This window comes from Amycolatopsis sp. A133 (genome assembly GCF_031082405.1).
GTDB lineage: Bacteria > Actinomycetota > Actinomycetes > Mycobacteriales > Pseudonocardiaceae > Amycolatopsis.
In genome coordinates this window covers 542,732-563,984 of record NZ_JAVHJU010000057.1, presented here as the reverse complement: position 1 = coordinate 563,984, position 21,253 = coordinate 542,732, and the positions used below count along the sequence as shown (strand labels likewise).

Below are 21,253 nucleotides of genomic sequence, written 5' to 3'. Positions count from 1 at the left end.
CACTGAGAGAAAGTCCCCTTTCGGCGGCCGGCCCGGGGGGCTCACGGCCGAATCGGCCACACGCCCGGGAAACGCTTCGCCCGACACCGCCGCCTCCGGCACCGGCGACAGTCCCCATCCAGCACCCGTGAAGGCGCTACCGCATTCGGCGGCGGCCGGCGGACACTGCGAAAAAGTCCCGCTTCCGCTCGGCGAAGGCTGGGGGGAGACCTGCGAGCGGAAGCGGGAGTTGTAGGCCGGTACGGGGGTCGCCTCGCGGCGAAAGGCACAACACGGCTCCAGCATTACCGGTATTCCGTGAAGGCAAGGGGTGAGGCCCGGGGACACCGCCGTACCGACACCCGTTACAACGCCCCCGGCCCGCCGGTGTTCCCCGACGTGACCCGGCTCATGCCTGGACCTTCGGGGTCGCCCGGACGCCGCTGTGCAAGTACCGCTCCCCCGTCGGCAGGGTGTAGAACGTCGCCGAGATCCACGACCGTGCGCCCGGCTCGCGGAACGCGAACCGGTCGTCGCCGATCGGGAGCAGGTCGTGTTCCGTTGTCGGCTCCGGGACCAGTGCCGCGATCGGGCCCGTGATCGTCTGCCGCATCCGCAGACCCGCTTCCCCTTCGAAGACCTCGATCCGCATCGACGCGCGCTCGTAGACCCCGAGGTAGTCCGCGAAGCCGACCGACGGCGGCACCGCGGGCGGCGAGAGCGGGCTGGGCAGAGCCACCCCCGCCAGCTCGGCGAAGATCTCCCGGTACAGCTCTTCGTACAGGTCCCGCGTGTTGCCGCCGTTCGTGAGCAGCGTGACGGCCAAGCCGTGCGATGGCAGGAGCCGGAGGAACGCCGACTGCCCGATCGTGTTGCCGTCGTGGCCGATGACGCGGTGGCCGTCCCAGTCGAAGCGGATCCAGCCGAGGCCCCACGAGTCGCCCAGTGTGTGCTTGTCGGGCATGTCCGCCTGCCACTCGGTCATCGCCGCCGCCGATGCCGGCGAGAGCACCTCGCGGCCGCCGTCCAGGTGCAGCCGGGCGAAGGCCAGCACGTCCGCCGCCGACGCCGTGATCAGCCCGGCCGGGCCCGCCGAGCGCGGCAGGCCCCAGGCCGGGGCCGGCTGCGGTTCGCCGTCGCCGGCCGCCACGTGGCCCATCGCCGCGCGGTGCAGCAGGGCCTCCTCCGGCAGCGTGCCCGTGCGGGTCAGCCCGAGCGGGGTGAACAGCCGCTCGCGCAGCGCTTCGTCCCACGTCCGGCCGGTCAGCTTCTCGATCACCCGCCCGGCCAGCACGAACCCGGAGTTGCAGTAGGACAGCGTCGCCCCGAGCGGGTGGTTCTGCGCGACCTCCTCCAGCAGACCGACGAACTTTTCGATGCAGTCGTCGCCGCGGCCGGTGTCGGTGAAGACGTCGCCGTCGATGCCGCTCGTGTGGGTGAGCAGGTGCCGCAGCGTCACCTGCTTGGTCACGTCCGGATCGGCCAGCCGCAGCTCGGGCAGCACGTCGGCGATCGGCGCGTCGAGCTTCACCAGGCCCTCGTCGACCAGCTGCATGGCCACCGTGGCCGTCCAGACCTTGGTGATGGAGCCGATCTGGAACACCGAATCGTCGGTGACCTCGACCCCGGTGGCGGTGTTCAGCACGCCGTGGCTCGCGAGCACCTGGTCGTCGCCGCGCAGGATGCCCAGCGCCGCACCGGGAACGCGGTGCTTGCGCGCGAGCGCGGCCAGGCGCCGCCGCCAGTGCGCGGCGTCCAGCGGCACCCGCGCCGGCCGGCCCGGCTCACCCGCGTACTGCTCGACCCAGTCGACGATGCGGCGGTTGAAGTCCGTGCGGTGCGACGGCTTCCCGCCGAGGATGAACAGGTGCGACGCGCCGGGGTAGAGCACCAGGCGGGTCGGCACGCCCTGCTCGCGCAGCGCGGTGAACCACTGCTCGGCCTGCCCGGCCGGGCAGCGCTCGTCGTCGGCGCCGTGCACCACGAGCGTCGGTGTGCGCACCTTCTCCGCCTGGGCCAGCGGGGACAGGGCCGCGTAGTGCGCCCGGTTCTCCGCCGGGATCGCGCCGAGTTCGGCGACGCCGAGGTAGTGGCCGCTGTCGGACGTGCCGGCCATGCTGACCACGTCGCTGACGACACCGCCCGCGACCGCCGCGGCGAAGCGGCCGTCCCGGCTGGTGAGGTAGCACGTCATGAAGCCGCCGTAGCTGTAGCCGGCCACGGCGAGCCGCCGCGCGTCGGCCACGCCCTCGGCGACCAGTTCGTCCAGTGGCTCGAGGAAGTCGCGAGCGTCGGCCACGCCCCAGGCGCCGACCGCCGCGGTGTAGAACGCTTCGCCGTAGCCGTCGCTGCCGCGGGGGTTGAGCAGCAGCACCGCCCAGCCGCGCGCGACGAGTTCCTGGTGGTAGAGGTGCACGGCGTCGGCGGTGCCGCTCCACGCGTTGTGCGGGCCGCCGTGGATGTCCAGCAGCAGCGGCCGCGGGCCGGTCCGGGCGGGGTCGCGCAGCAGCCAGCCGGCCACGACCGTGCCGTCGGAGATCGGGAACTCCCGTTCCTCGGCGACGAACGGCTCGAGGTCGCCGACCGTGTGTGCGGTGCGCATCTCTATCTCCCCGCCGGGCAGGCCGACCGTGGCGATCTCCCCGTACGACGTCGGCGTGACCAGCACGATCGCCGCCGTGTCGCCGGCGACGGACATCGCGGCCACGGTGTTCCCGGTGCCGCCGACGGCGAGCCGCGGCTCGCCGCCCTCGGCGTCGACCGCGTACAGGTGGGTGTAACCGCGGTCGCGCACGCAGAAGAGCACAGTGGAGCCGGAGACCTGCGGGAGCGCGCCGGGGTAGCCCGGGCCGCCGGGCATGACGTTCCGGTTCAGCGGGGCGGCCAGGTCGGTCGTTTCTCCTCCGTCCAAAGGAATCCGCAGCAGTCCCAGGTGCCCGGGCGCGGTGTCCCGGCGGCCGACGGCGAGCAGCGCGGTGGCGTCGGCGGTCCAGGTGACCGTGCCGCACATGCCCTCGCCGGAGCCGATCAGCCGGGGGTCCCCGCCGGGCTCGACGACGTACGCGCCGGAGCGGAACGTCAGGTCGGAATCGGCGTCCGGTCCCGCGGGGAAGGCCAGGAGCGAGCCGTCAGGCGACCACGCGGGGTCGCCCGCGTGCCAGTCCCCCGCCGTCACCTGCCGGACCTCGCCGGATGCGATGTCGAGGACGTGGACGTGCTTGCGCAGCGTCCGCAGCAGCCCGGCGCCGTCGGCCTTGAAGTCGAGCCGGTCGGCGACCACCGGGGCGCCCGCACGGCGGGCCCGCGCCGCGTCGTCGTCGCCCTCGTCCGCGGCGAGGTCGACGGGGGCGGCGAACGCGATCTCGGCGCCGTCCGGCCGCCAGACTGGGGTGCCCGCGCCGAGCGGCAGGCTGGTGACCTGCTCGGGCTCGCCGCCGTCCGCGGGGAGCAGCCACAGCTGGGGCGGGCCGTCCTGGGCGCGCAGGAACGCGATCCGCGTGCCGTCCGGCGACCACGCCGGCTCCAGATCGGCCGGGCCGCGGGTGAGCCGGCGGGTCTCGCCGCCTTCGGTGGGGACGAGCCAGAGCGAACGGGTCTCGGTGTCCTGATCGCGGTCGGCGGTGCGCAGCACGTACGCGATCCGGCCGCCGTCGGGCGAAATCGCCGGCTGCTCGGGGAAGGCGAAGGCGTACAGGTCGTCGATGCCGGGACGTCGGGTCATGCGGATCTCCTCGTGGGATGGCTCGCGGCGAAGTGGCACGCGGCGGAGTGGGGCCGGCCCGAGGCGTCGCCTGCCGGGTCGGCGGTGACGCAGACGGTGCGGTCGGCGTGCACGAGCGGCCCGATCGGGCAACGCGGGTGGTAGCGGCAGCCGGACGGCGGGTGGTGCGGATCGGCGGGCTCGGTGTCGGCGAGCGCGTCGGCGCCGGTGCCGTCGAGCAGACCGCGGTGCGCCGACGGCGCGGCCGCCAGCAGGTCCCGCGTGTAGGGGTGCTTCGGATCGGTGAGGACCTGCTCGGCGGGCCCGGCCTCGACGATCCGGCCGAGGTACATCACCGCAACGACGTCGCTGACGTACCGCACCACGGCGAGGTTGTGCGAGATGAACAGCATCGACAGCGCCAGCCGCCGCTGCACGTCGCGGACCAGGTTGAGCACCGCGCCCTGCACCGAGACGTCGAGGGCCGAGGTGATTTCGTCGGCGATCAGCACCTTCGGCTGCCCGGCGAGCGCCCGGGCGAGCGCGACGCGCTGGCGCTGCCCGCCCGAGAGCTGCCCGGGCAGCATCCCCGCCCGCTCGGGGTCCAGGTTGACCAGTTCGAGCAGCCGGGCGACCTCGGCGCGCCGGGCCGCGCGGGACGTGCCCGGCGGCATCGCCTCGGTGATCGACTCGCCGATCGCCATCCGCGGGTCCAGCGACGAATACGGGTCCTGGAACACCATCTGCAGCGGGCGCCGCCGGGGCAGCTTCCGCACGTCGGTGCCGTCGAGCAGGACCCGGCCCGCGCCGACCGGCGCGAGCCCGGCCGCCGCCCGCGCCAGCGTCGACTTGCCGGAGCCGGACTCGCCGACCAGGCCGACGACCTGTCCGGAAGGGACGGTCAGGCTGACCCCGTCGACCGCGGTCAGCTTGCCGTAGCGGACGCTCACCGCGTCGAACTCCAGGGCACTCACGCGGCCCCCTCCTCGTGCGACGGTCCGGAAAGGACACTGACCTGCGGGTGCCAGCAGGCGACCCGGTGGCCGCGGTGATCCGGGACGTCGAGCACCGGGTCTTCGGTGCGGCAGCGGTCCGAGGCCAGCGGGCAACGGGCGGCGAACGCGCAGCCGGCGGGCACCTGGTCCGGGTCCGGCGGGCGGCCGGGGATCACTTCCAGCGGCCGGTCGCGGTCGGTCTCCAGGTCCACCGTCGTGGCCAGCAGCGCCCGCGTGTACGGGTGCCGCGCCGGGCTCCCGGTCGGCAGGTCCTCGACGATCCGGCCGGCGTACATCACCAGCATCCGTTCGCACGTCTGGGAGACGACCGCGATGTCATGGCTGATCAGCAGGATCGCCGCGCCCTCGGCTTCGCGCGTGCGGGCCAGCAGGCGCAGCACCTGCCGCTGCACGGTGACGTCGAGCGCGGTCGTCGGCTCGTCGGCCACGATCAGCTTCGGGCGGCCCATCAGCCCCATGCCGATCATCGCCCGCTGCCGCATGCCGCCGGAGAACTCGTGCGGGTACTGCCGCGCGCGCCGCTCGGCGGCCGGGATCCGCACCGCGGCGAGCCGGTCGACCGCGCGGGCGAACGCCTGGCGCCGCGACAGGCCGTGGTGCTGCTCGGACACCTCGGCCAGCTGGCCGCCGACGCGGCGGGCCGGGTTGAACGACGTCATCGGGTCCTGGAACACCATGGCCAGCGACGTGCCGAGGTCCCGGTCCGATGCGGCGGCCAGGGGTTTGCCGTCGAACTCGAGCCGGTCGGCGGTGACCACGCCGGGGGCTTCGACGAGCCGGGACACGGCCAGCGCGGTCAGGCTCTTGCCGGAGCCGGACTCGCCGACCACGCCGATCGCTTCACCGGCGCGGACGCTGAAGCTGACTCCGCGCACCGGAACCGTCCAGCCGGACGGCCCGGGGAACGCCACCCGGAGGTTGTCCACCACGAGCACCGCGTCCGCGGGCTGCTCGAGAGGAGCCGGCTGCGGCGCCGGGAGAGGAGGCGCTCCGCGCCGCGCCGCGCGCGTCCGGACCCCGACCACCGCGGCGACCGTCTCGCCGACCAGGTTGAACGCCAGCCCGGCGAGCACCACGGCCGCGGCCGGGGCGAGGGCGGCCACGGGGGTGACGTAGATGCCGTCCAGGCCCTCCCGGAGCAGCCGTCCCCAGTCGTAGTCCGGCGCCTGCACGCCGATCCCGAGGAAGGACAGCCCGGCGAAGGCCAGCAGCGCCGAGCCGGCCCCGATGGTCGCGTTCACGACGAGCGGCTCGCCGATGTTCGGCAGCACGTGCCGGGCCAGCAGCCGGATCCGGCCGACGCCGGCGATGCGGGCCGCGGCGACGAAGTCCCGCCTGTTCACCGACGCCGAAAGCGTCTGCACGAGCCGCGCGAACGCCGGCGCCATCGCGAAGCCGATCGCCAGCACCGCGCCGTGGGTGCCCACGCCGAAGATCACCGCCAGGAACAGGGCCAGCAGCAGCCCGGGGAACGCGACGGCGATGTCGACGAGCGTCGTGAGCAGCCGGCCCGCCCGGCGGGGCAGCACGGACGGCAGCGTCCCGAGCACGACACCGGTGCCGGCGCCGATCGCGGTGGCGAGCAGGGCCAGCCCGACCGAGAGCCGGGTCGCCACCAGGGTGCGCAGCAGCAGGTCCCGGCCGAGGGAGTCGGTGCCGAAGGGGTGCGCCCCGGACGGCCCTTGGCCGATGGCGTCGGTGTCGACCGCGGCCGCGCTGTCGCCCCACAGCACCGGCGCCAGCGCCGCCAGGACGACGACCAGGGCCAGCAGCACCGCCGAAGACGCGCCCATCGGCGTGCGCACGGCCGCCGCCCAGACCGAACCGCGTCGCGCCATTTCACGCCTCCCGAATGGCCGAGCGCGGGTCGAGCAGCCCGAGCACGACGTCGACCAGCAGGTTCACCAGCAGCACGCCGACGCCGTAGACCAGCACGATCCCCTGCACCAGCGGGTAGTCCTTCTGCAGGATCGACTGCACGATCGCCGAGCCGAGCCCGGGCCAGGCGAACACGTTCTCCACCAGCACCGTGCCCGCGACCATCCCGGTCAGCATCAGCCCGCCCATCGTGAGCGTCGCGGTCAGCGCGTTCGGCAGCGCGTGCCGGACGTAGACCAGCCGCGCGGGCAGCCGCTTCGCCCGCGCGGTGCGGACGAAGTCGGCGCCCAGCACGGAAAGCAGCTCGACCCGGACGATCCGGGCGAGCACCGCCGACGGGGCGGTGGCCAGGGCCGCGACCGGCAGCACGTACGCGCTCACGTCGTCGCCGCCGGCCACCGGGAACCAGCCGAGGCCGACCGCGAACAGCGCCACCAGCGCGACCGCCACCAGGAATTCCGGGATGGCGGCGAGGAAAACGCTCACCGACGTGAAGGCCAGCTCGCTGCCCCGGCGGCGGCCACCCCGGGTCAGCACCGCGAAGGCCACGCCGACCGGGATCGCGACGGCGACCACGACCGCGAAGGCCGGGATCGCCAGCTGCAGGGTGGCCGGCAGCCGGTCGCCGATCACCTGCGCGACCGGCTGGCCGCTCGCCATCGACGTCCCGAGGTCCCCGGTGAACAGGCCGCGCAGGTAGTGCCCGTACTGCACCCACAGCGGGTCGTCCAGGCCGAGTTCCAGCCAGCGGGCCCGCACCAGGTCGGCCGGGGCGGTCATGCCGAGCGCGGCGCGCACCGGATCCCCCGGCACCAGGTGGATCATCAGGAAGGCCGCGGTGACCAGCGCCCACACGGAGACGGCGAACCGGGCCAGCCGCCGCGCGGCGAACGACGGCCACGGTCCGCCGCGCAGGCGCGCGGGCGCCGCCGCCGTGGTCATCGCGCGTACATCCGGATCGACGACGGGGTGATGCTGCCCTGGCTGACCGCGTACTGCGCGCCGCTCCCGTAGATCGGCACGACGGAGTCGACGTAGGGCACCACGTCGACCCGCTTGACCAGCGCGGTCTCCGCGTCCTGCCACGCGGGGCAGCTGGCGGCGCCGCTCATCGCGGCCGCCTGCTTCACGCTCCGCTCGTACTCCGGGTTGGCGATGTGGCCGAAGTTGGTCCCGTCCGGCGCCGCCGGGCCGGACACGAACGGCACCAGCTGGCTGGGCAGCGTGAGCCCGACCGGGCCGAGCGACACCTCCCACTCGCCGGTGCCGAACAGCACCTGGGACAGCCCCGGACTGTCGACGGCCTTGAGCGTGACGTCGGCGCCGAGGGACTTCCACGTCTGCTGGGCCAGTTCGGCGGTGGGCGCCATCGTCGGGCCGAGCTGGGTGCCGTAGAGGACGGTGAGCGCCAGCCGCTTGCCGCCCTTGGCGCGCACGCCGTCCGGGCCCGCCTTCCAGCCCGCATTGTCCAAAGCGGACGCGGCCGCCGCCGGGTCGTGCGTGGGCAGGTGGCCGGTGACGGTGTCGCCCGAGCACGCCTTCGGCTCGGCGGTGACCAGGCTCTGCGACGGCTTGCCGGTGCCGTTGGTCAGCACCTTGCCGAGCTGGGCGAGGTCGAGCGCCTGGGTCAGCGCGCGCCGCACGGACTCGTCCTGGCCGGGGCGCCCGGCGGCCTGGTTGTAGAAGATCTCCCCGAGCGGGGCGAGGAAGTCCGCGTGGAAGAGCTTGCGCCCTTCGAGCCGCTGGCGGTCCGGCCCGTTGATCTGGCTGGCGCCGAGCTCGCCGGAGAGCAGCAGGTTCGCCGCCGTCGAGGTGTTCGGGACGACCCGGGCGACGACCTTGTCCGGCAGGCCGGCCTGCTGCGCTTTCCAGTCCCCCGGCCCCCACGTGTAGTCCTTGCGGCGGGTGAACGTGTAGTGGTCGTTCGGCACGACTTCGGAGACGGCGAACATGCCGGTGCCGGCGCCGCCCTTCGCGAGCAGCTTCCGGTCGGCCAGGCCGCTGCCGCAGACGATCGGCAGCCCGCCGGCGTTGCGGAGCAGGAACGCGTCGGGGGCCCCGCTGGTCACGGTGATCGTGCGGGTGGCCTCGTCGGCGGTGGCCTTGGTGCCCGGCGCGATGGTCAGGCCGGCGAACGGCGACTTGTTCGCCGGGTCGCCGACGAACGCGATGTTGGCGGCGACGTCCTTCGCGGTCAGCGGGGTGCCGTCCGCGCAGGTGATCCCTTGGCGCAGGGTGAACGAGGCCGTCGTCGTCGTGGCCGACCACTTTTCGGCGAGCACGGGCAGTGGCCCGCCGTCCGGGGTGAGCTCGAGCAGGGGGTCGTAGAGGAACCGGTCGACCTGGCCGGTCACCGCCAGCACCGACATGTGCGGGTCGAGGTTGCCCGGGTCGGAGGCGATCCCGAGGGTGAAGGTCTTGCCGTCCACCAGCGTGCCGCCGGCCGCGCCGGCGCCGCCCGGTCCCCCGCAGGCCGTGGCCGCCAGAGCGAGCGCGCCGCCCAAGACCACCGCTGTCCGGATGTCGGTCATGGAGCTTCCTTCCGCAGGTGATCCACGGCGAGCCGGCCGGCCCGGCCGATCGCCGCGTCGACGGCGGGTTGCCGTTCGGCCAGGGAGTTCGCGCGGGTGAAGACCGCGACGGCGAACCGGCGCCCGTCCGGGAAGGACACGACGCCGGCTTCGTTGCGGACCGCGGGCAGGGTGCCGGTCTTGGCCGCGACGGCGACGTCGGAGCCGAACCCGGACGAGAGGCGGTGCGGCCAGATCTGCCGCGCCATCATCGAGCGGACGCGCTCGCACGCCGCCGGCTCGCCGGCGCGGTCGGTCCACACCGCGTCGAGCAATCCGCTGATCTCCCGAGGTGTGGACGACGTCGTGCGGTCCGGGTCCAGCACCGCGAGCTTCCACGTCTGCTCGGGGGTCGCGCCGGCGAACACGGCGTCGACGTCGGCGTCTTCGGGCGCCCCGGCGTCGGCGAGCACCGAGGCGAAGAGGTCTTCGCAGCAGCCGATCAGCCGGGTGCGGTGCAGCCCGAGGTCGGCCAGCAGCCGGTCGACGGCCTGCTGCCCGATCCGGTGGAAGACGACGTCGGTGGCGGCGTTGTCGCTCATCGTCAGCATGAACAGCGCGAGGTCGCGCCAGCTCATCTCGACGTCGTCGGTGCAGCCCGCGGTACCGATGCCGCCGATGCGGTAGCGCCGGCCGACGCGGGTCCGCTCGGTCTCGTCCAGCCGTCCCGCGGCCACTTCGCGGGCGTAGGCGACGGCGACCGGGATCTTGAACACCGACGCCAGCACCACCGGGTCGTCCGCGCCCACGGCCACTTCCGGCCCGCCGCCGATCTCCCGCGCGTGCAGGAACCCGCGCGCACCCGCTTCGGCGAAGACCCCGGCGATCTCCGCCTCGACGGCGCTCACGCGGTCACCCGCCGATCGGCGCGGCCGGTGTGCAGGTACAGCGCGCGGCCGGTGCCGTCGTCCCCGACGAAGGCGTGCGGCACGTACATGCCCTGCATCGGCTCGGCCAGGATGAGCGTGTCGCCGTTCATCGCGACCAGCTCGGTCTTCTCCGGCTTGGCCAGCTCCGCGAAGATCCCCTTCGGGACGCGCTCGACCCAGACCCGGCCCTCGTCGTCCTGGCTGACCACGATGTCCGCCACCGACGACGAGTACTCCCCCACGTACCGCGAGGCGTCGACGCGCGGGGCGGCCGGGTCGGGCGTCGGCGGCGCCGCGAGTTCGATGCCGGTCAGCTCGCGCAGGACGTGCCCGAGGACTTCGGTGTAGACGGCGATCGGGTCACCGCCGTTGGTCAGCAGGGCAACCGCGACGCCGTGCTCCGGGGCCACGCGCAGGAACGCGGACTGGCCGATCGTGCCGCCGTCGTGGCCGACGACCTGCCCGCTGGGCGAGTCGAACAGCGACCAGCCGAGACCCCACGCGTCGCCGAAGATGCCGAGGTCGGGCAGCTCCACCAGGCGTTCGCGCATGGCGCGGGCGCTGTCCGCGCCGAGCACGCGGGTGCCGTCGGGACCTTCGCCGTCGTTCAGGTGCATCGCGGCGAACTTGACCAGGTCCCGCGGGCGCATCGCGAGCATCGAGCCGGCCGGGGCGTTGGACGGCGTCAGCGCCCAGATGCCCGCGGGTTCCGGCTCGGCGCCGGGCGACGGGGTCAGGTGCCCGAGCGCCGCGCGGAACCGGATCGCCTCGTACGGGCTCTGGGCGGCGTGCGTCAGGCCGAGCGGCGCGAACAGGTGGTCCTGCAGGCATTCGTTGAACTCCTTGCCGCGCAGCACTTCCACGAGCCGGCCGAGCACGCAGAACGCGGCGTTGTTGTAGGAGAACATCTCGCCGGGCGGGAACAGCTGGGGTACGTCACCCAGGGTGGCGACGTACTTTTCGACGCAGTCGGCGCCGCGGCCGGTGTCGGTGAAGATGTCGCCTTCGAACCCGGCGGTGTGGCACATCAGCTGCCGGACGGTGATCCGCGCGGCCGCGTCGTCGTCGGCGAGCACGAACTCCGGCAGGTACCGCCGGACCGGCTGGCCGAGGTCGAGCACGCCGTCGTCGACGAGCTGCATCGCCAGCGTCGCCGTCCAGACCTTCGTGATGGAGCCGATCTGGAACAGCGAATCGACGTCGGCTTCGACGCCGGTGCCCTTGTTGAGCACGCCGGCGGCGTGGTCGATGATCTCGCCACCGGCGTAGACGGCGACGGCGGCGCCGGGGACCTGGTGTTCGGCCAGCAGCGCGGGGAGGCGGCGGTCCAGCCAGGCGGCGAGTTCGGGGAGTTTCGACATGGGGAGCCTCTCGTTTCGCTAGGCGAGCCAGGATTTCGCGGTGGTCACCTCGGCCAGCCGCTCGGGGACCGGGGTGACGCCGAGGCCGGGGCCGGACGGCACCGGCAGCCGCCCGGCCTCGAGCACGAACGGCTCGGTGATGTCGGTGCGGTAGAACCGGTCCGACGCCGAGGTGTCGCCGGGCAGGGTGAAGCCGGGCAGCGACGCGAGCGCGACGTTGGCGGCCCGGCCCAGCCCGGTTTCGAGCATTCCGCCGCACCAGACGGGGACACCGTGCGCGGCGCAGACGTCGTGCACCCGTCGCGCTTCCAGGTAACCGCCGACCCGGCTCGGCTTGATGTTCACGATCCGGCAGGCGCCGAGCCGGATGGCGTCCGCGGCCGACCGCGCCGACACGACGGTCTCGTCCAGGCAGATCGGCGTCCGAAGGTGCTTCGCCAGCTCCGCGTGGCCGAGCACGTCCTCTTCTTCCAGGGGCTGCTCGATCAGCAGCAGCCCGAACGGGTCGAGCCGCTGCAGCTGCGGCACGTCCGAGAGCGTGTACGCCGTGTTCGCGTCGACCTGGAGCAGGATGTCGTCGCCGAAGCGCTCGCGGACCGCCTGCACCGGCTCGACGTCCCAGCCGGGTTCGATCTTCAGCTTGATCCGGAGGTACCCGGCGTCGAGGTAGCCGCCGACGACGTCGAGCAGCTGCGGGATCGAGTCCATGATCCCGACGGACACCCCGCACGGCACCGAGTCCGTTGTGGACCCCAGAGCGGTGCCGAAGGACAGGCCGTGCGCGCGCAGCTCGGCGTCGAGCACCGCCATCTCGAGCGCGGCCTTGGCCATCCGGTGGCCCTTGAACTTCGCCAGCAGCGGCGCGACCTTGTTCGCCGTGAGGTCTCCGGCGGCCAGCAGAGCGGGCACGAGGTAGGTGCGCAGCACGTGCTCGACGCCGTCGCCGTATTCCGACGAGTAGAGCGGGTCGGCCATCGCCCCGCACTCGCCCCAGCCTTCGCCTTCGGAGGTCACCGCGCGCAAGAGCAGCAGTTCGCGCGCGGACTGCGTCCCGAACGACGTCCGGAACGGGGCCACCAGGGGCATCCGCACGCGGAGGAGTTCCACACCGGTGAGTTTCACGACTGCTCCCTCGCGACCACGTACCAGCCGGCACGATCGAATCCGGTGACCGAGGCGCCCTCGGCGAGCAGGCCGCCCAGCACGTCCCGCAGCGCGACCCGCCACGCCCGGCCCCGTTCCGGGTCGGCGCGCCGGAGCGCCTCGATGTCCGGTGGGACGGCGACCAGCACCACCGGCGCGTCCGCGGCACCGGTGACCGGTGCGCCGTCCGGACCCGCCGCCAGCGCGACGGCGGCACCACCGGCCCGCAGCGCCGCCGCGTCCACCCGGTCCGGCCGCCCGGCCGCCGCCGCCCGCACCGGCGGGCTCGCCAGGTCCCAAGCGACCATGAGGCGGTCGGTGTCGCCCGTGCCGTTGATGCCGTCCTGCATCGGGCCGTAGAAGTCCGGCAGGTAGTGCGCCGGGCGGGCGGCGAGCTTGGTGAGGTTGAAGTGGGCGTTGCGGCGCACCAGCGGGTCGAACGTCCACGAGATCACCGCGACCTCCTGGCGCAGCGCCCAGGCGCGCTGGTGCAGCTTGAGCGCGAAGCCGATGCCGCGGCCGTGCCCGGGAGTCGCGACCCCGGCGATGTGGCTGTGCAGTCCTCCCTTCGCGGGCTCGCCGAAGAACCCGAAGCAGGCGCCGAGCAGTTCGGGCCCGTCGAACGCCCCGGCCACGTAGTTGCCCGCCGAGACCATCGCCCGCAGCAGTTCGGCCGTCACGAGCGGGTTTCCCGGGGCAGGCCGCCAGATCGACTCGAAGAGCCGGGACACGGCGGCCAGGTCGGCGACTTCGGCCAGGGTCCGGATCCGGACCCCCGAGGCGCCGGCCGCACCGGCCGCCGCGGCGGCCGCCTCGTCCCGCAGCGGCGGGGCGGTGTTCGTCACGACTTCTGTCACGCCCACCATCCTTTCCGGACGCTCGCGCCGGGTCACCGTTGTCCCGCACCGGATTCGCCGCCCGCGTTCGTCGGCGCGGACGAACTTCCCCGGGACAGGACGGTTTCGGCGAGCGCGGTGAGCAGCGCAGTCCGCCGGGGCAGCTCCGCGACGACGACGTGTTCGTCGTCGGCGTGCGCTCCCCCGCCCACCGCGCCGAGGCCGTCGAGCGTCGGAATACCCAGCCCCGCCGTGAAGTTGCCGTCCGACGCGCCGCCGACCGCGGCCTCGGTGAGTGTCCCGGCCGCGAGTTCGTTCGCGAGCACGAACAGCTCCGAAGACGCTCCCGCGTCCAGCGGTGCGCGGTTGATGCCGCCGGCGATGTGGATCCGGGCCTCTTCGTGCACCGGTGCGAGGCTTTTGATGGCGCGGTCGACGCGCTCTTGTTCGGCCGCGTCCCACACCCGCACGTCGACGGCGACGCTCGCCTTGGCGGGCACGGTGTTCGTCGTGGTCCCGGCCGTCAGCGCGGTCGGCACGACGGTGGTGCCCAGGTCCGCGTCGGCGAGCGCGGCGATCGTGAGGATCTGGTGGGCGACTTCGATCCCCGCGTTGACGCCCTTTTCCGGTTCGAGCCCGGCGTGCGCGGCGCGGCCTTCGACCTCGACGCGGTACCGGGAAACGCCTTTGCGGCGCGTCTTCAGCGCGCCGCCGTCGGCCGAGGCTTCGAGCACGAAGACCGCGTCGCAGCTCTTGGCTTCCTCTTCGATCAAGGTGCGGGACAGCGGCGAGCCGATTTCTTCGTCGCCGGTGACGAGGATCGAGAGGCCGTCGCGATCGGGCAGCGCGGCGGCGGCGTGCAGGGCCATCACGACCCCGGCCTTCATGTCGAAGCAGCCGGGTCCGCGCAGGATCCCGTCGCGGACTTCGAAGGGGTGCGTGCGCAGGGATCCCAGCGGCCACACGGTGTCGTGGTGGCCGAGCAGCAGGACCCGCGGCTCGCCGTCGCCGAACCGCCAGCGCAGGTGCGTGCAGCCGTCGGTGACGATCCGTTCGGGCTCGACGCCGAGCAGGCGGCCGCCGATCCCGGCGACGACCTCGGCGCTGCGCGCAACGGCTTCGTGGTCGGCCGAAGGCGACTCGCACCGGACGAGCGTCTCGATGTCGTCGATCACCGCGGCTCACCTCGCAACGGCTTGCCGGGGAGCGCTTCCGGGTCAAGGTTTCCGTCGCGGACCACGGCGACTCCGGCGACGTAGAGGTGCCGGACCCCCTGGGAGGGCCGGGTGGGGTCGACGTAGGTGGCGGTGTCGGTGACCCGTTCCGGGTCGAGGACGACGATGTCGGCGTCGGCTCCGGCGCCCAGGTGGCCCTTGCGGCGGGCGGCGGGTGCGACGTCGTCGAGCAGCCGGGAGGGGAGGTAGGAGCAGCGCCGGAACGCCTCGAGCCAGCTCCAGGTGCCCGTCTCGCGGACCATCAGCCGCAGGGTCTTGGCGAAGGTGCCCGCGGTGCGCGGGTGCGTCCGGCCGCCGGGCGGCAGCGGCCACGCGGTGCTCTCGGAGCGGCCGTCGGGCCAGGACACCGGCATGGCGTCGCTGGCGACGACGGCGTCGGGGAACGCGAGCGCCCGGTGCAGCAGCGCGCGTTCGCGGGGATTCTCCTCGTCGAGGAACTCCAGGAGGCACGGCGCGGCCGGGTCGTCGCGGCGCAGCTGCCGCAGGCGGGCTTCGTCGCGCACTCTCTCCCCCGTCTCGAGGATGACCACGCTCGACGGGCGGAGCCCCTTGAGCCGCAGGCGTTCCGGCTCGATGAAGGCGGCGCCGACCGCGGTGCTGCCCGCGCCGTAGGGGTAGGCCTCGACGGTGACGCGTGACCCGGCGCGGCGGGCGTCGTCGAGGGTGGCGAGGACGCGGTCGATGTGGTGGCCGGAGGTGCTGTTGACGTGGCAGTGGTGCATCGCGGCACCGGTCTCCCCGGCGGCGGCGGCGATCTCCGCCGAGCCGTCGACCGGGATCGCGGGATCGACCTCGACCAGCTCGCGCACGTGGGTGTAGGCCGGCACCCCGGCCGTCGCGGCGAGGTGGGCGACGGCCAGGAACTCCGCCGGCGCGGTCTGGGGCGCGTATCCCATGAGGACGCCGATCCCCAGGGCGCCGTGCGCGAGTTCGGTGTCCAGCAGGGACAGCCAGGCAGCCAGCTCAGTCGGCGACGAAGACCGTTGCCACGCCGGGTTTCCCAGGACGGCCAGGCCGCTGTCGATGTTCGCGTCGGGCTCGATCCCGGCCAGGACCTGCGCCCGGGCGGCGCCCCAGGAGGCGGAGAAGCCGTAGTGCAGCGGCCGCCCGGCCGCGGCGGCTTCGGCGTAGGCCCGCTCGACCGGCATCAGGCCGGCTTCGAGGTCGAGCGCGGTGGTGACACCGTCCATCGCCTGCAGCCGCTGCCCGGCGATCGAGTGCACGTGGCTGTGCAGGTCGACGAACCCGGGTCCGACGACGAGCCCGGTGACGTCGGCTTCGGTGGCATCCGGCGCCACGAGGCCCGGTCCGACCGCTTCGACGGTGCCGCCGGCCAGGAGCACGTCGGCAACGCCGTCGAACCCGTTGCCCGGGTCGACGACCCGGCCGCCCCGCAAGAGTGTCCGCACCCGCCGCCTCCTCGTCACCGCCGATCGAGGTGACGTTAGGAGCATTTCCGCCGGTGCCGTTCGTGCGCGGCGACGAACTCCGGCGCCCCGGTTGATCCGCGCGGACGAACCACGGGCCCACCCGCACGGACGACACTCACACTCGGGCGGACGACACGCGGACCGGCAACACGGCGGCCGCGTGTCGTCCGGCGGGGGTCCGCGGGCCGGTCAGGAGGCCGGGGTCACCGGGGCCAGGAGCAGACCGGTGACCGCGTCGATCAGACCCGCGTCCCCGGGGTCACCCAGCCAGATCACGAGGCCGGAGTCACCGGCGCCAGCAGCAGACCGGTGATCGCGTCGATCAGGCCCGTGCCCGCGTCGTTCCAGCTCGCCCTCGGGGTGGCCGTGCCTTCGGCCAGTGCGCGCTCGCGCTCCGCCGTCATGTGGATCATCAGCTGGCGGGCCATGTCGCCGCGCTCGGCGCGGACCTCGGGGGGCAGGCCGTCCAGGCAGCGGTTCAGGCCCTCGACCGCGCGGGCCAGCGCCGGGGAGGCCAGCGACTCCTCCGCGACGATCGCCCGCAGCGCCGGGTCGGTCATCACCTGGGCGCTGAACCGCGCGAACCACGTCGGGGCACCCAGCTCGTGCAGGTAGCTCGTGGTCGGGCGGACCAGGCACGCCACCCAGTCGCGCAGGTCGCCGTCGCCGTCGATGGCGTCGACGAGTTCCTCGCGCAACCGCTCGATCCGCCCGAAGTGCTTGCGGGCGATCGCGCGGACCAGGTCGACCTTGGTGCCGAAGTGGTAGTTGACCGCGGCGTTGTTGCCCTGCCCGGCCGCCTCGCTGATGTGCCGGTTGGACACCGCGTGCACCCCGTGCTCGGCGAACAACCGCTCCGCCGTGCCGAGGATGCTCTCCCGCGTGGCACTCGCGCGATCCGCCTTGACGTTCATCCACCCACCCGGTCACCCCGACGTTCTGCCGGCCCCCACCTTACGGAGCCGCTCACCGGAGCCGGCCCAGCCACGCCCGCGCCGCGGCCAGATAGCGGCGGCTGAACTCGGCCGACGGTGCCCAGGCCTCGAACCCGTGCGGCCCGCCGGGCACGACGTGGAACGTCGTGGCGACGCCCGCGGCGCGCAGCCGGCGGGCGTATTCGGCGGCTTCGCCGTGGAAGAGGTCGATGTCCCCGACGCCGATCCACGCCTCCGGCAGCCCGGCGAGGTCGTCCCGGCGGGCGGGCACCGCGTAGAGCGGCACGACCGGCGCGCCCGGCTCGGTCCCGAGGTAGGCGCGCCAGCCGAAGCGGTTGAGGCGGTTGTCCCAGACGCGGTGGCCCACGTCGTCCAGGGCGCGCCGGGCGGCGGTGCGGTCGTCGAGCATCGGGCAGAACAGCCACTGCGCGCGCGGCCGCTCGCCCTCGTCGTGCAGGCGCTGCACCAGGGCGGCCGCGAGCCCGCCGCCGGCGCTCTGCCCGCCGACGACCACCCGCTCCGCGGCGACGTGCCCGCGCAGCCACGTCCAAGCGGCGTGGCAGTCGTCGAGCGCCGCCGGGTAGGGGTCTTCGGGGGCGAGGCGGTACTCGGCCGACACCACGGTGATGCCGAGCTCGCGCGCCGTGCCGGCGCAGAACCGGTCGTCCTGGGCCGCGCCGCCGATGACCAGACCGCCGCCGTGGATCCACAGCAGCGTGCGGTCGGACCGCGGCGTCCGCGGCCGGTACACCCGCAGGCCGGGGTGCAGCTCGACGGCGACGTCCGGCAGCGACGGCGGCCGCATCCGGCCGGTCCCCGCCCGGATCAGGCGCCGCACCCAGGCCCGGTCCAGCGGCAGGCGCGGCATCCGCCGGACCTTGGCGCGCAGTTCGGGTGCGACGGCCGACAGCGGCGTGGTCACTGCACCGACCAGCCGCCGTCGGACGGCAGCAGGGCGCCGTTGACGTTCACGCCGTCGTCGGCGAGCAGGAAGGTGATCGACGCGGCCAGCTGCTCGGCCGTGGCGATCGGCGGGATGAGCCCGAGGAACTCCCCGACCCGGCCCTGCCCGAACGCCGACGGCTCGGCGTGCATCCCCATGCCGGTCGCGACCCCGCCGGGCGCGACGGCGTTGACGCGGATGCCGTGCGGCCCGTACATGAACGCGCAGCTGCGGGTGATGCCGACGACGGCGTGCTTCGAGGCGGTGTAGGCGATCCCGGCGGCCGAGCCGCGCAGCGCCGCCTCCGAAGCGACGTTCACGATGGCGCCGGACCCCGCTTCGAGCATCGCCGGGACGACCGCGCGGATGAGCCGGAACGTCCCGTCGACGTTCACGGCGAAGACGCGCCGCCACAGCTCGTCGCTCACCTCGTGGGCCGGGGAGAAGTCGTCGACGACCCCCGCGACGTTGGCCAGCCCGTCGATGCGCGGGCCCGCGGCGGCGAGGATCCGCGCCACGCCGCCCTCGTCGGTGATGTCGGCCGGCACGGCGACCAGCTCCGGCGAGCCGGCCTCGGTGGCGAACCCGGCGGCGAACCCGGCCAGCCGGTCCGCCGAGACGTCGACCGCGACGACCCGGCCGCCTTCGCGGGCGATGCGGGACGCGGTGGCCCGGCCGATGCCGGAGGCGGCCCCGGTCACGACGACCGTCCGGCCCTCGAACCGGCCGGGCACGATCCGCTCGCGCCACCCCGTCCGCCCGGCCGCGGGCGCCGGGACGACACCGTGGTTGGCCCGGCGCACCAGGTCGTCGACGACGTCCCCGGCGAGCCGGCCCTGGCTGAGGGCCACCAGCTGCCGCAGCGGCAGCAGACGGACCGGTGCGAGGACCGTCTCGTCGACCCCCGCCTCGGCGAGCAGGGCGCGGATCAGCGGGCCGCCGTCGGGGTGCGCGACCCAGTCGCCGATCGGGGTGTCCGCGGTGAGCGGAGCCGTGGTGGTCATGGCCGCAGCGTACCCCGAATTAAGTCAAGCGCTTGAGTTAATTCGGCCACGTGGCGAGAACCAGGCGGAGGACGGCAGCACAGCCACTGGCCGCCCGGCCCGCCGGTTCCTACCGTCGAAGCTCGTGCTCGAGATCCTGGCGCCGATCCTCATCGGCCTCCTCTACGTCCTGCTCGGCTCGCTGTTCCCCGAACCGCACCGGCGGCGGTTCAACGCCGTGCTGGTGGGCGGAGCGGGGGCGGCCTACCTCTCCGGCGGCGCGCTCGGGCCGTGGGAGCTGGTGTTCTGCGCGGTGCTGACCTACGTCGCGTTCCGCGGGCTCGACTCGTGGACGTTCATCGGCATCGGCTGGCTCCTGCACACCGGCTGGGACGTCGTCCACCACCTCAAGGGCCAGCCGATCCTGCCGTTCGCCCACGGCTCGTCGTTCGGCTGCGCGATCTGCGACCCGGTGATCGCGATCTGGTGCTTCACCGGTGGCCGGTCGGTGTGGGCGTGGCGGCGGGTTCGCACGCCGCGGCCGGGGGTACCCGGATGACATGAGCGCCGACGTCGAACGCGCCGCGCACGCCTACTGCCCCCGGTGCCACCCGGCTCCGCGGCCCGGGGACGTCCTCACGGCGCTGTGCGGTGCCCGCCACCCCTACTTCGGCCGCCGCGACCGGCCGGTCAACACCTGTCCCGCCTGCGTGACGCTGGCTTCGGCGAACGTCTACGCGTGCGGGCACCCCGGCGCCTGACCCCGCGCGCACCGGAACCGGGTGTTCCGGAACCACCCGGTGGGCCGACCACCTACGCTGACCGGCATGAAGAGGGTGGGGATCGCCACGGCGGCCGCGGCGGTCGCCGCGCTCGCGCTGGCGCTGGTCCTCGGCCTGCTGGGCGGGACACCGACCGGTGCCGGCGACAACGGGGACGGTTATCGGCTGTTCTGCGGACCCGGGCTCACGCCGGCGACGCCGAACCACAAGGCGAGCTGGCTGGGCGGCGTGGTGCTGGACTTCGGGCGCGTCGCGCCCTGCCCGGACCCGCAGCCCTCCAGCGCCGCGGTGCTGTTCGGGTCCGTCGCCAACGGGCACGGCGCGTTCAGCCTCCTCGAACTCGGCTGGTTGTACGTGCTGCTGGTCTTCCTGGTCACGCTGCTCGCGGCCTGGGCGGTGCAGGCCCGCGGCCCGCGGGGGCTGTTGTTCCTGGTGCCGCCGCTGGTGCCCCTGCTCGAGCCCTCCTTCGCGCGGCTGTTCCTCTCGACGTTCGCCGAACCGGCCGGGCTGTTCGGCGCGTACACGCTGTTGTGCGGGCTCGCGGTGATCGCCGCGACCAAGGCGGGTGACGGCTTCGCGCGGCTGGCGGCCCTCGTCCTCGTCGCCGTCGGCGGCGTCGTGGGCGGGCTGGCGAAGATCGGCTTCCTCCCGCTGTTCGTGCTGGCCGTGCTCGTCTGCGCGGTCACCGCTGCCCGGCCGGGCAGCGGCCGCCGGTGGTCCGGCCGGATCGTCGGGCCGGCGCTCGCGGTCCTGCTCGTGCTGGAGATCATCACCCCGGTCCGCGCGAACCTCGCCTGGCAGGAGCGCAACTACGCCGACGTCAACGCGGTGAACCTCGTCTACACCCTCGCGCTGGCCGAGGTGCCGGGCTCGGCGACCCGGCTCGGCCTGCCCGAGGCGGCGCAGGGCAGCGCGGGATACGCGTACTACCCCCGTGGGCCGGAGTCGCTCGCCGGCTCGGACGTGGTGCTGGCCGACCCCGCGGCGATGAAGCACCGGGCATGGGAACTCCTGCTGGAGCACCCGGGCGCGCTGGTCGGCGCGATCGGCACCGGGCTGCAGGCGACGCTGGGCCGGAGCGTGCCGTACCTGCCGGACGAGCCGTGGACGACGGAGACCCGTCCCCTGGACCGCTCCACCCCGGTCAGCGGCGACATGGGCGGCGATCCGGTCACGTTCCGCGCGTGGCTCGACGGGATGGCTGTGCCGTGGTGGCCGGCGCTGCTGGTCCTGCTCGGCCTGGCGGGCGCGGTGGTCGCCCTGGCACGCCGCCGCCGCTCGACGACCCGATACGGCTTCGTCGCCGGCGTGGCGGTGACCGGAGCGCTGGGCATCGCGGCGATGGCGGTGGTCGGCGACGGGTACTTCGAGATAGCCAAGCACGTGTGGCTGGCGGCGTACCTGCTCGACGTCGCGGCGCTTTCGCTGTGCGTCGTGGTGGCCCCGGTGGCGCTGCGGCGGGGCCGGGAACTGTGGAACCGGCGCCGGGGAAGCGAGGTCGTCGCGGCGGAGGAGCCGCGGGCCGCGGAGCCGATCAACTGACCCTCCGTCCACACCGGACAGCCGTGAAGGCCTTCCCCGGCTCTTGCCCCG

General features: G+C 74.2%; 17 protein-coding genes. 3 read left to right on the top strand and 14 right to left on the bottom strand.

Annotated elements, in window-relative coordinates:
- Positions 1 to 388 precede the first annotated feature (388 nt).
- The 14 genes from Q5425_RS34890 to Q5425_RS34825 all read right to left on the bottom strand — a co-directional run bounded on the left by Q5425_RS34890 (position 389) and on the right by Q5425_RS34825 (position 18,899).
- On the bottom strand, positions 389 to 3,700 hold the full coding sequence (locus Q5425_RS34890; RefSeq protein ID WP_308676625.1) for a serine hydrolase: 3,312 nt from the start codon (positions 3,698 to 3,700) through the stop codon (positions 389 to 391).
- On the bottom strand, positions 3,697 to 4,653 hold the full coding sequence (locus Q5425_RS34885; RefSeq protein WP_308676624.1) for an ABC transporter ATP-binding protein: 957 nt from the start codon (positions 4,651 to 4,653) through the stop codon (positions 3,697 to 3,699). Before Q5425_RS34885 ends, Q5425_RS34890 begins: the two co-directional genes overlap by 4 nt.
- Positions 4,650 to 6,533: a dipeptide/oligopeptide/nickel ABC transporter permease/ATP-binding protein gene (locus Q5425_RS34880; protein ID WP_308676623.1), complete on the bottom strand. Its 1,884-nt coding sequence runs from the start codon at positions 6,531 to 6,533 to the stop codon at positions 4,650 to 4,652. The genes Q5425_RS34885 and Q5425_RS34880 overlap by 4 nt, the downstream gene beginning before the upstream one ends.
- Position 6,534: 1 nt before the next feature.
- A complete protein-coding gene (locus tag Q5425_RS34875) occupies positions 6,535 to 7,515 on the bottom strand; it encodes an ABC transporter permease (RefSeq protein ID WP_308676622.1) in 981 nt (326 codons plus the stop codon).
- A complete protein-coding gene (locus tag Q5425_RS34870) occupies positions 7,512 to 9,104 on the bottom strand; it encodes an ABC transporter substrate-binding protein (protein WP_308676621.1) in 1,593 nt (530 codons plus the stop codon). Before Q5425_RS34870 ends, Q5425_RS34875 begins: the two co-directional genes overlap by 4 nt.
- Positions 9,101 to 9,991 (bottom strand): serine hydrolase, encoded by an 891-nt coding sequence (locus tag Q5425_RS34865; RefSeq protein ID WP_308676620.1) that lies wholly within the window; start codon positions 9,989 to 9,991, stop codon positions 9,101 to 9,103. Before Q5425_RS34865 ends, Q5425_RS34870 begins: the two co-directional genes overlap by 4 nt.
- A complete protein-coding gene (locus Q5425_RS34860) occupies positions 9,988 to 11,373 on the bottom strand; it encodes a serine hydrolase domain-containing protein (RefSeq protein ID WP_308676619.1) in 1,386 nt (461 codons plus the stop codon). The genes Q5425_RS34865 and Q5425_RS34860 overlap by 4 nt, the downstream gene beginning before the upstream one ends.
- An 18-nt stretch (positions 11,374 to 11,391) precedes the next feature.
- Positions 11,392 to 12,495, bottom strand: coding sequence for an o-succinylbenzoate synthase (gene menC, locus Q5425_RS34855; RefSeq protein ID WP_308676618.1), 1,104 nt, complete (start codon positions 12,493 to 12,495; stop codon positions 11,392 to 11,394).
- Positions 12,492 to 13,382 (bottom strand): GNAT family N-acetyltransferase, encoded by an 891-nt coding sequence (locus Q5425_RS34850; protein WP_308676617.1) that lies wholly within the window; start codon positions 13,380 to 13,382, stop codon positions 12,492 to 12,494. Before Q5425_RS34850 ends, menC begins: the two co-directional genes overlap by 4 nt.
- Positions 13,383 to 13,405: 23 nt before the next feature.
- Complete coding sequence (locus Q5425_RS34845; protein WP_308676616.1) at positions 13,406 to 14,527, bottom strand: M20 family metallopeptidase; 1,122 nt, start codon at positions 14,525 to 14,527, stop codon at positions 13,406 to 13,408.
- On the bottom strand, positions 14,524 to 16,041 hold the full coding sequence (locus tag Q5425_RS34840; protein ID WP_396135308.1) for an amidohydrolase family protein: 1,518 nt from the start codon (positions 16,039 to 16,041) through the stop codon (positions 14,524 to 14,526). Before Q5425_RS34840 ends, Q5425_RS34845 begins: the two co-directional genes overlap by 4 nt.
- 248 nt (positions 16,042 to 16,289) lie before the next feature.
- Positions 16,290 to 16,931, bottom strand: a complete 642-nt coding sequence (locus Q5425_RS34835) for a TetR/AcrR family transcriptional regulator (protein WP_308676614.1) — start codon at positions 16,929 to 16,931, stop codon at positions 16,290 to 16,292.
- A 52-nt stretch (positions 16,932 to 16,983) separates the two neighbouring features.
- Entirely contained in the window at positions 16,984 to 17,874 is an 891-nt protein-coding gene (locus Q5425_RS34830) for an alpha/beta hydrolase (RefSeq protein WP_308676613.1), read from the bottom strand.
- Positions 17,871 to 18,899 (bottom strand): SDR family NAD(P)-dependent oxidoreductase, encoded by a 1,029-nt coding sequence (locus tag Q5425_RS34825; protein ID WP_308676612.1) that lies wholly within the window; start codon positions 18,897 to 18,899, stop codon positions 17,871 to 17,873. Before Q5425_RS34825 ends, Q5425_RS34830 begins: the two co-directional genes overlap by 4 nt.
- 124 nt (positions 18,900 to 19,023) lie before the next feature.
- Between Q5425_RS34825 and Q5425_RS34820 the strand changes: the two genes are divergently transcribed.
- The 3 genes from Q5425_RS34820 to Q5425_RS34810 all read left to right on the top strand — a co-directional run bounded on the left by Q5425_RS34820 (position 19,024) and on the right by Q5425_RS34810 (position 21,202).
- Positions 19,024 to 19,437, top strand: a complete 414-nt coding sequence (locus Q5425_RS34820) for a DUF6010 family protein (protein WP_308676611.1) — start codon at positions 19,024 to 19,026, stop codon at positions 19,435 to 19,437.
- Position 19,438: 1 nt separating this feature from the next.
- Entirely contained in the window at positions 19,439 to 19,639 is a 201-nt protein-coding gene (locus Q5425_RS34815; RefSeq protein WP_308676610.1) for a hypothetical protein, read from the top strand.
- A 66-nt stretch (positions 19,640 to 19,705) separates the two neighbouring features.
- Positions 19,706 to 21,202 (top strand): hypothetical protein, encoded by a 1,497-nt coding sequence (locus Q5425_RS34810; protein ID WP_308676609.1) that lies wholly within the window; start codon positions 19,706 to 19,708, stop codon positions 21,200 to 21,202.
- Positions 21,203 to 21,253: the final 51 nt, after the last annotated feature.